A 9,764-nucleotide genomic window follows, 5' to 3' on the forward strand; every position below is an offset into this window, starting at 1 on the left:
AACTTTGCTTTCGGTGATCATAGCGATTGTTGTTAGTATTTATTTGTATTTCAGCACTATAAAAATATAACAATTTTCGCTAATCACCAATTTTTTAGACAGTTATAATTCATCGAACTCACGTTATTTTAGTACTCAAAAGTAGTGAATATTATGATATAGTATTTCTTTTTTCTCATTTATTTTACTAAATTGGATTAGTAGAATAGATAAAACGACATTTGCGTGATTTTCTCGCGATCAAGTAACTTTAACACCTGACTATAAACCGGCTGTCCGAAGAAATTGCTATCTTTACTCATGATTATGCTTTTGTTTTGCGCTAAAAACAAAGATAATCAAAAGGGCTGATATCTCGTGAGAAATGTCAGCCCTAAATTTTATTTGTGAAAAGGTTTGCCGGACAGCAATGAAATCGAACGAATCATACGCGTGAGTTGCTTACTCAAAATGTGTCACTTATACAGCCAATCAATGTAACTGCTCTTTGGAGTGGTGTCCGTTTTGATTGGAGTTTTGGCAGACAGTAATGACGTAACTTATTTATATTCTTGCCAGCTTTTTATCTGTATCTGGTCAACACTCATATTACAAAAAGCATTGATAAACGCACTTGCCAAACGAGCATTGGTAATTAATGGAATATTATGGTCAATTGCTCCACGGCGAATCTTATATCCATTGGTTAACTCTCGTTTTGTTTGGTTCTTTGGAATGTTAACAATCAGTTCAAACTTGTGCTTTGAAATCATTTTCATGACATTCTCTTCATCCTCAGGGCATTCATCCGGCCAGTAAACCTCTTTTGTGGGAACGTCGTGTTCATTTAAGAATTTCGCGGTTCCTTTGGTCGCGTAAATTTCATATCCTCGTTTTGCTAACATTTGACTTGCTTCAAGTAGGTCGACTTTTGATTTAACCGGACCGGAAGAGAACATGACTGTTTTCTTCGGAATGCGGAATCCTACTGCTATTAAAGCATTCAACAAGGCTTCATCGAAGTCGTCGCCCATACAACCAACTTCGCCTGTGGAAGCCATATCGACACCTAAAACCGGATCTGCGTTATGCAGACGGGTAAAACTGAATTGAGATGCTTTAATACCTATCCAATCAATATCAAATTCTGATTTATCAGGCTTTTCGTAAGGTGCTCCCAACATGATACGGGTTGCGGTTTCTATAAAGTTACGTTTTAGGACTTTTGAAACGAACGGGAACGAACGTGATGCCCGGAGGTTACATTCAATAACCTTAACGTCGTTATTCTTAGCCAAATATTGAATATTAAACGGACCGGATATGTTCAGCTCTTTTGCAATTTGACGACTGATTTTTTTAATCTGACGAGTTGTCGCGAAGTAAATTTTTTGGGCAGGGAATACCAATGTAGCGTCACCGGAATGAACTCCGGCGAATTCGATATGTTCTGATATGGCATATTCTACAATTTCACCGTTTTGCGCAACAGCATCAAACTCTATTTCTTTTGTTTCCTGCATGAATTTAGATACAACAACAGGATATTCTTTACTAACTTCTGCGGCAAGCTTTAAATATTCTTTCAATTGTTCCTCATTGTAACAAACATTCATCGCGGCACCTGATAAAACGTATGACGGACGAACCAATACAGGATAACCAACTCGTGCAACGAAGTCTTCCATGTCCTTTAAACTTGTTAACTCCTGCCAAGCCGGTTGATCAATGCCTAATTGATCGAGCATAGCAGAGAATTTGTTTCTGTTTTCTGCACGGTCGATAGAAATAGGAGAGGTTCCTACCACAGGAACTGACTGCCGATAAAGTTTCATTGCCAAATTATTTGGAATCTGCCCACCGACAGAAACAATCACACCGCTGGGATCTTCCAAGTCGATAACATCCATAACACGCTCGAAAGATAGTTCATCAAAGTAAAGGCGATCGCACATATCATAATCGGTAGAAACTGTCTCCGGATTATAGTTTATCATAATGGTTTTATAGCCCAACTTACGAGCAGTTGTAGTAGCATTTACCGAACACCAGTCGAACTCAACAGATGAACCAATTCTATATGCTCCGGAACCAAGTACCACTACAGAATGTATATTTTTATAGTAGTTTACATCATATCCTTTAGTACCATAAGTCATATAAAGATAATTAGTTAACTCCGGATGTTCAGATGCAACGGTGTTAATTCTCTTTACAGCCGGAAGAATACCTAACTCTTTTCGGCGAGCACGTACAGCCAGATTTTCATTCTCCATGTTTTCCTTTTTGCTTTTTAAAACAAAGCGGGCTATTTGGAAATCAGAAAAGCCTAATACTTTAGCTTGTTTCAAAACTTCGGCCGGAAGTTCTTCCAAAGAATTGTATTGCATGAGGACATTCTTGTAGTCGACAATATTTTTCAACCTCTCAATGAACCAGAGATCAATCTTTGTCAATTCATAAATGCGTTGAGCAGAGTAGCCGGCTTCAAGAGCTGCCGCTAAACCAAAAATACGTAAATCGGTTGGGTTGGCCAGTTCTTCCTCCAAGTTATCAAATTTAACATGTTCATTTCCAACAAATCCGTGCATTCCTTGACCGATCATACGGAGACCTTTCTGAATAACTTCCTCGAAGGAGCGACCGATAGACATAATTTCACCGACAGACTTCATACTTGAACCAATTTTTCGCGATACGCCTTGGAATTTAGTCAAATCCCAACGCGGAATCTTGCAGATTAAGTAATCGAGTTGTGGAGCTACGTATGCAGAATTCGGGGTGTTCATTTCACCTATTTGGTCAAGGGTATATCCTAAAGCTATTTTTGCTGCTACAAAAGCTAACGGATATCCTGTTGCTTTTGATGCCAAAGCCGAAGAACGACTTAATCGCGCATTTACCTCAATGACACGATAATCATTGGTCTCTGCGTTAAACGCGAATTGGATGTTGCATTCTCCTACAATATTTAAGTGACGAACGCATTTAATGGATAAGTCTTGAAGTAATTTGACTTGGTCTTCTCTTAATGAGCAAGTAGGAGCAACAACAATAGATTCACCAGTATGAATACCCAAAGGATCAAAATTTTCCATGCTGGCAACGGTGAAGCAATGATCATTGGCGTCACGGATAACTTCAAATTCTATTTCTTTCCAACCTTTTAACGATTCTTCAACCAAAATCTGATTTGAGAATGTGAATGCGCTCTCAGCTAATTCCTCAAATTCATCTTCTGTTTGGCTGATACCGCTTCCTTGTCCGCCTAAAGCATAAGCTGAACGAATCATAATAGGGAATCCTAAATCTTCGGCTGCCTTTTTAGCGTCTTCCATCGACTCAACGGCATGGCTTCTCGGAGTCTTCATGGGAATCTTGTTCAGCTCATCAACAAACAGCTCTCTGTCTTCAGTATTCATAATGGCTTCGACAGATGTACCAAGTACTCGGACATTATATTTTTGTAAGATTCCTTCTCTATATAAAGTAGTACCGCAGTTTAATGCAGTCTGACCTCCGAACGCAAGCAGAATACCATCCGGACGTTCTTTTTCGATGATACGTTCAACAAAGTATGGGGTGACAGGTAGAAAATAAACTACGTCAGCAATTCCTTCGGTAGTTTGAATGGTCGCTACGTTTGGATTGACCAAAATAGAATGGATACCCTCTTCACGAAGTGCTTTAAGGGCTTGAGAACCAGAATAGTCGAACTCTCCGGCCTGGCCAATCTTCAATGCGCCGGATCCTAAGACTAAGACTTTTTTTAAATCTTTTTTCATCAGAAAAATATTTTATCGGTTGTTTATTACAATATGCTATAATGACTGTGCGAAATAAAAAATGCGTTCATCCTCGTAGAGGGTAAACGCATTGCGCTCTTTGTATATCTATTTTATTTCTTTCAGTATACATTGTTCTTATATTTGCACAAAGTAACTACTAATTTCGAACATGGCAAAATATTGACCCGATAAATTTTGTTTTCAACGCATCTTACATTATCTTCGCACAGAAATTTGAATAGATATGAAAGAAAAAAAAATTATACTGACCGGTGATCGTCCAACAGGGTGTCTTCATATCGGTCATTATGTAGGTTCACTTCGTAGAAGAGTTGAGCTTCAAGATAATCCAGAGTATGCTCGTAGATTTGTTTTCATTGCCGATGCTCAGGCCTTGACGGATAACATTGAAAATCCGGAAAAAGTCCGTCAGAACGTTATTGAAGTTGCGTTAGATTATTTAGGTGCCGGACTTGATCCTGAAAAGAATACTATCTTTATTCAGTCCCAAATACCTGAGTTGACAGAACTCACTTTTTATTATATGGATATGGTGACAGTTGCCCGTTTGCAGCGTAACCCAACAGTAAAGACAGAGATACAGATGCGTAACTTTGAATCCAGTATTCCGGTGGGATTCTTTACTTATCCTATTAGTCAGGCCGCGGATATAACAGCATTCAAGGCAACAACTGTTCCGGTAGGAGAAGATCAGGAACCTATGTTAGAGCAGACTCGTGAAATTGTGCGTCGCTTTAATTATATATATGGTGATACGTTGGTTGAACCCAATATACTTCTTCCTGACAGCGAGGCATCTCGTCGTTTACCGGGAACAGATGGCAAAGCAAAAATGAGTAAGTCTCTTGGTAATTGTATCTATCTTTCCGATACAGAAGAGGATGTGAACAAAAAAGTCAAAGGCATGTATACTGACCCGACTCATCTGAAAGTTTCTGACCCGGGTAAGTTGGAAGGTAATACCGTATTTACATACTTGGATGCATTCTGTAAACCGGAACATTTCGAGCGTTACTGGAAAGATTATACCAATCTTGATGAATTGAAAGCACATTATACCCGTGGAGGATTAGGGGATGTTAAGGTAAAGAAATTCTTAACAGCTATTCTTCAGGAGGTTTTAACACCTATTCGGGAGCGTCGTAAGATGTATGAAAAGGATATCCCTTCAGTTTATGAAATGTTGAAGAAGGGAAGTGAATCTGCTCGTGAGACTGCAGCTCAAACTCTGGATGAGGTTCGTAGGGCTATGAAGATTAATTATTTTGATGATATGGATTTAATCAGAGAACAAGCGAAGAAATACGCTCAGAAATAGAATATGTGTTATATTATATAATAGTATATAGGGTGGGAGAGATAACTTCCACCTTTTCTTTTTTCTGAGACTTACTTATTGGGAGCCAATGGATTAGTAGAATTTATTGAATAAACTGAAAAATTATTTTAAAAAAATAATGGATAAAAGTTTGCAGTTTGTAGAATTTGCCTTATCTTTGTGGCGCTTTAAAAAAGAGGAATGGGCGTTTAGCTCAGCTGGTTCAGAGCATCTGCCTTACAAGCAGAGGGTCGGCGGTTCGAATCCGTCAACGCCCACTTTTAATTCTTCTTCTTTTTTTTAGTTTTCGGGGCGTTTAGCTCAGCTGGTTCAGAGCATCTGCCTTACAAGCAGAGGGTCGGCGGTTCGAATCCGTCAACGCCCACAATAAAGAGCTTTGCATGAGGGTGCAAAGCTCTTCTTATTTAAATGTGGATTATACTTATCCGGCTATCTCTCCACTGCCTACGCATATTCTAGCGTTCTTATCATAAAGTACGCCAAACTGCCCGGGAGCAATGCCTTGAACAGGCTCTTCGCTGTGTATATGGAACAGACCATCTTCTTTACGTGTGAGAATGCCACGGGTATAGTAGTCGGTATGCCGAATCTTAAAGCAGATATCTTCAGGTGACTTTCCATTCCATAAGTCATCGGTGATAAAATGGAAATCGTGTAAATCAAAATCAGTACCATATTGTTTTTCTGTATTATAACCATGTGATACAAATACAATGTTTCGCTTTATATCTTTGCGTACCACAAACCACGGTCCACCGCTTAACCCCAAGCCTTTACGTTGTCCGATGGTATGAAACCAGAATCCGTTATGTTCGCCAATTTTCTTACCTGTTTCCAACTCTATTATCGGTCCTTTTTTCTCTCCTAAAAAGCGTTTTATGAATTGATTATAATTTATTTTTCCCAAGAAGCAGATACCCTGACTGTCTTTTCTGTGTGCACTGGGTAATTTAGCTTTTTCTGCTATATCTCGTACTTCATTCTTCATCAGTCTGCCTAACGGAAGCATTAAATGGGAAACTTGCAAATAATCTATTTGTGCTAAAAAGTCCGTTTGGTCTTTTACCGGATCAATAGCTGTTCCTAACCAAACTTTTCCATCCTTATGAATAATAGAAGCATAATGTCCGGTTGCAATCTTGTCGTAATTATGACCTATTTCTTCTTCAAAACAACCAAATTTTATCAGCTTATTACACATTACATCAGGATTAGGAGTGAAGCCGCGCTTAACTTTATCTATGGTATAAGCTACCACCTTATCCCAATACTGCTTTTGTAAGTCGATGATATCCAAATGCAAACCATACTTTTTTGCCATGGCTCGACAAATCTCTATGTCTTCTTCGGCTGTACAAGTCAGGTCGTTATCATCGTCCATTCCAATTTTTATATACCACAGATCGGGTTTATAACCTTGCTCACAAAGCAGGTGTACGACTACTGAGCTATCAACTCCGCCGGAAAGTAATGTTGCTATATTCATATTCTTGAACTTTTTCAAAATGCAAAGTTACATTATTTTCTGGTTATTTCATTCATGCGTCTTTAAATGAGATGAGTGTTGTTTGTAAAATGTTTCTGTAAATAAAGTTATTTTAAATTGTTAGACCTGAAGCTTTTAATTTGGTATTATATATAATAAGGTATAATTGATACCATTTTTGAGCTTGGGAGATGATATTTTATATTTGAGTGTTCTTTATAAGAAAGTTTCATTTTTAATTAAATAATATATGAAATAATTTTGTTTATATAATAAACTTATTTATTTTTGTGATGCTCAAATATGAGTTTATGGTATATTCTGTTGTAGAGTAGAAGGTGTTAGTATATAATTATCAAGGTTTTAAATAATAATTTAATTTAAATTGAACAATGGAAACAAATAATTTCAGCGAGAAAGAAAGTCTGGAACTAATCACCAAGATGATTAATTCGACAAAAGACAGTATGGATATAGGACGTTGGAACCAATTTGTAGTTTGGGGGATTTTTACAGTTCTTTTAGGACTTGTTATATTTGTTTTGATGGTATATACAGGAAGTCCAAAGTGGAATTGGCTTTGGTTTTTAATGTTCGCTTTTTGGTATAGTCAAAAGTTGATAGCAGATCGTAAACCGCAGCCTGTAGTAACTTATAATAGTAAAGCCATTTCGAGTGTTTGGAAAGTATTGGGATTTCTTTTCGCCTTGACTCCCATTACACTTACCATTTTGGCATTCTTAGACTATGGTATGGTTTCTATGACTTTAATGATTCCGTTAACTCTTATATATATGGGGATTGGTGTTTCGTTCTCAGGAATCATTTTACATGAACCGTTTGTTACGTATATTCCTATTGTTTGTATGATTTCTCCTATTGTGATGTTCAATGTTATTCTGGATGTTCATGAAATGACGCTTGGGTGGTATATCATCTTTTTAGTAACAGTCTTTGTGATGATGGTTATACCTGGTATTATTCTTCATTATAAAACTATCAATAAAAAATGAGTTTTAAAGAATTAGATCCGTTATTACATTCCGAGTTACGTTTGGCCATTATGTCGATTTTGATTTCTGTAGATAAAGCCGAGTTTAGTTATCTGAAAGAGCAGACGCATGCCACGGCCGGAAATCTTAGTGTACAGATTGATAAGTTGAATAATGCCGGATATATTAGTGTTACTAAGATGTTTAAGGGTAAAATGCCGTGTACCATTTGTAAGATCACTGATGTAGGGAAGAAGGCCTTTACTGAATATGTCGATGCTTTAAAATCCTATATTAACGTAGGTTCGACGAATCTAAAATAATACGAATAGTGTATCATTGCTTCTTCTTAAATAGATATATTGCTTTTAGAGAAATCAACAATATAAACTATTATTCCGATGCGTATGAAGATGAAAACTGATCCGTATGAGTTGCCCGGTTCATGCGTATCACTTTGGGAGTTTATACTGATGACTTTGAATAAGTAATCAGAAGGCAGATAACTATTTCTTTTATTCTTACTTGCATATTTTATTTAGGTCTATTTTTATTATATCGAATTCCGGATTAACGGCGACAGCATAGATCATATCATCTTTTGCGCATGCGGCAATCCGTAATAATGGGAAATCAAAATTGATTATCTTGACAGGATTCAGGTCATAATCGCAAATGTACAGAGAGCGAGGACGATATTTTGGATTTGATGAAGTCGGATCTTTTCCTTCAACCGGAATATCATGGAAAAGCCTGATAATGTAGTTTTCTGACAATGCAAGGTCGGAGTCTCCCCTTTTTGCTCCCTTTTTAAATTTCAGCTGATGGTCTGTTATATTATATTCCGCCTTTTCTTTTTGTTCCAACAGTTTGGTCAGTTGGTGATTGGAATACTTGTACAGACATATATAAGGAGTCTTATGAGCGGAATAAGCTAAAATTTTCCGTTTGTCATTATAGACCATATTTCCTTGGAAGACATCGTATCTGTTGTCTATGTCCAAATCAATGCAATGGTTACCGACGGAATCCATTCCCTCTTCGCTTTCAATGACAAAGGGATGTTGAAGTCTCGGGCAGAAATGGATATTTGTATTTTTTTCTACACTGACAAACTTGGTTCTTTCCCGATACAGATTATTTTTTGATTGTGAAAATGTGGTAGCAACGATTTTTCCTTTGTGTAGCGAATCGAGATGCATGACACATTCCTTGGGTTCGTTTAAATCGGAAACGAGAATATCATTATTATATAGTAGATTGACATCAGGAGTCGGAAAATCTTCCGGCCCGTCTCCTATTTTTCCAAATGCAGAGATTTCCTCTCCCGTAGAAGGATTCATGATATGTACGATATTCTCCGTGCACATAGGGTCTTCCCATTTTATATAATCTCCTTGGTAGTGCATATATCCGGGCAACCTTGTCATAAGCCCTTTGGTAACTACGGAAAATTCTACGTCTTTGACTCTTTCTACTTCATTGTTATTTTTACATGCTACAAATAGAAATACAGAGAGCAATGTTATCAAATATGTTTTCATGATCTTTAAATTAAAAAGCTTGAAAAAATAAATTTGTTTTGCCTTTTATGTGTATCCTTTCAATAAAAGGGCATTTTGAGAATTAAGTTAGGTTTTGATGCCATCCTCATTTCTTAAGATTACGGGAGCGGATCTTGTTTGCTGTGGTGAGCAATCGAGATTTCGTTCCTTTTTATGTATATATGATATATACATTTCTCTTTTGCAATTATAATAAAAGAAAATCCATAGACCAAATCATTTGGATATTATTTATTCGCAAATTACAAAAAGGTTTATCAGCGTTAAGAGATGTAATTTCATGGTATAAACATTTGTCTTATTGGTGTAACACTTCAATATATCATTAGCGGTAATACGATTTGCGCCCCCCTGCTCATTGCTTTTATTCTTCTTTTGCGTGTCTTTTCAATGCCGCGATCGTCAGTTTGCGTATTTTCTCCCGCTTCTCCGGGCACGTTCCCGAAATCTTTTTCTTCTTTAGCATGTTGAGAATCAGCGTATTGTTATAAAGGGATGGAAATAAGTTAAAAAAAAGCATAAAAAGATTTGCGTGTTATTTAAAGTTGTTCTACCTTTGTACCCGCTTTCCGCAAGGGAGCGCATCGATCTTTG

At 37.2% G+C, this 9,764-nt stretch carries 6 protein-coding genes and 2 tRNA genes; 5 read left to right on the forward strand and 3 right to left on the reverse strand.

Annotation, left to right across the window (positions count from 1 at the left end; all coding sequences use genetic code 11):
- Positions 1-539: 539 nt before the first annotated feature.
- Positions 540-3,764 carry a carbamoyl-phosphate synthase (glutamine-hydrolyzing) large subunit gene (carB, locus tag LO761_RS12290; RefSeq protein ID WP_272818576.1) on the reverse strand — a complete coding sequence of 1,075 codons (3,225 nt, stop codon included), beginning with the start codon at positions 3,762-3,764 and terminating at the stop codon, positions 540-542.
- Between the two features lie 247 nt (positions 3,765-4,011).
- Here carB and trpS point away from each other — a divergent pair, with 247 nt between their 5' ends.
- From trpS to LO761_RS12305, 3 genes are all read left to right on the forward strand, one after another.
- Positions 4,012-5,106, forward strand: coding sequence for a tryptophan--tRNA ligase (gene trpS, locus LO761_RS12295; RefSeq protein ID WP_272818577.1), 1,095 nt, complete (start codon positions 4,012-4,014; stop codon positions 5,104-5,106).
- A 203-nt stretch (positions 5,107-5,309) separates the two neighbouring features.
- A tRNA-Val gene (locus LO761_RS12300) sits at positions 5,310-5,384 on the forward strand.
- A 32-nt stretch (positions 5,385-5,416) separates the two neighbouring features.
- Positions 5,417-5,491, forward strand: a tRNA-Val gene (locus LO761_RS12305).
- A gap of 57 nt (positions 5,492-5,548) precedes the next feature.
- Here LO761_RS12305 and mnmA read toward each other — a convergent pair.
- On the reverse strand, positions 5,549-6,613 hold the full coding sequence (gene mnmA, locus LO761_RS12310; RefSeq protein WP_272818578.1) for a tRNA 2-thiouridine(34) synthase MnmA: 1,065 nt from the start codon (positions 6,611-6,613) through the stop codon (positions 5,549-5,551).
- Positions 6,614-7,005: 392 nt separating this feature from the next.
- Between mnmA and LO761_RS12315 the strand changes: the two genes are divergently transcribed.
- The gene (locus LO761_RS12315; RefSeq protein WP_272818579.1) at positions 7,006-7,626 is read left to right on the forward strand and encodes a hypothetical protein; all 621 of its coding nucleotides are present in this window, start codon (positions 7,006-7,008) and stop codon (positions 7,624-7,626) included.
- Positions 7,623-7,928 (forward strand): winged helix-turn-helix domain-containing protein, encoded by a 306-nt coding sequence (locus LO761_RS12320; protein ID WP_272818580.1) that lies wholly within the window; start codon positions 7,623-7,625, stop codon positions 7,926-7,928. The genes LO761_RS12315 and LO761_RS12320 overlap by 4 nt, the downstream gene beginning before the upstream one ends.
- 198 nt (positions 7,929-8,126) lie before the next feature.
- On the opposite strand, the gene LO761_RS12325 is transcribed toward LO761_RS12320, so the two are convergent.
- Entirely contained in the window at positions 8,127-9,149 is a 1,023-nt protein-coding gene (locus LO761_RS12325; RefSeq protein WP_272818581.1) for a hypothetical protein, read from the reverse strand.
- Positions 9,150-9,764 lie beyond the last annotated feature (615 nt).

The sequence above is a fragment of the Phocaeicola oris genome (assembly GCF_021295095.1).
Classification (GTDB): domain Bacteria; phylum Bacteroidota; class Bacteroidia; order Bacteroidales; family Bacteroidaceae; genus Phocaeicola; species Phocaeicola oris.

Bases quoted from the DNA above. Each gene is read 5' to 3' on its own strand.
- carB (WP_272818576.1), bottom strand. From the start codon at position 3,764: ATGAAAAAAGATTTAAAAAAAGTCTTAGTCTTAGGATCCGGCGCATTG.
- trpS (WP_272818577.1), top strand. From the start codon at position 4,012: ATGAAAGAAAAAAAAATTATACTGACCGGTGATCGTCCAACAGGGTGT.
- mnmA (WP_272818578.1), bottom strand. From the start codon at position 6,613: ATGAATATAGCAACATTACTTTCCGGCGGAGTTGATAGCTCAGTAGTC.
- LO761_RS12315 (WP_272818579.1), top strand. From the start codon at position 7,006: ATGGAAACAAATAATTTCAGCGAGAAAGAAAGTCTGGAACTAATCACC.
- LO761_RS12320 (WP_272818580.1), top strand. From the start codon at position 7,623: ATGAGTTTTAAAGAATTAGATCCGTTATTACATTCCGAGTTACGTTTG.
- LO761_RS12325 (WP_272818581.1), bottom strand. From the start codon at position 9,149: ATGAAAACATATTTGATAACATTGCTCTCTGTATTTCTATTTGTAGCA.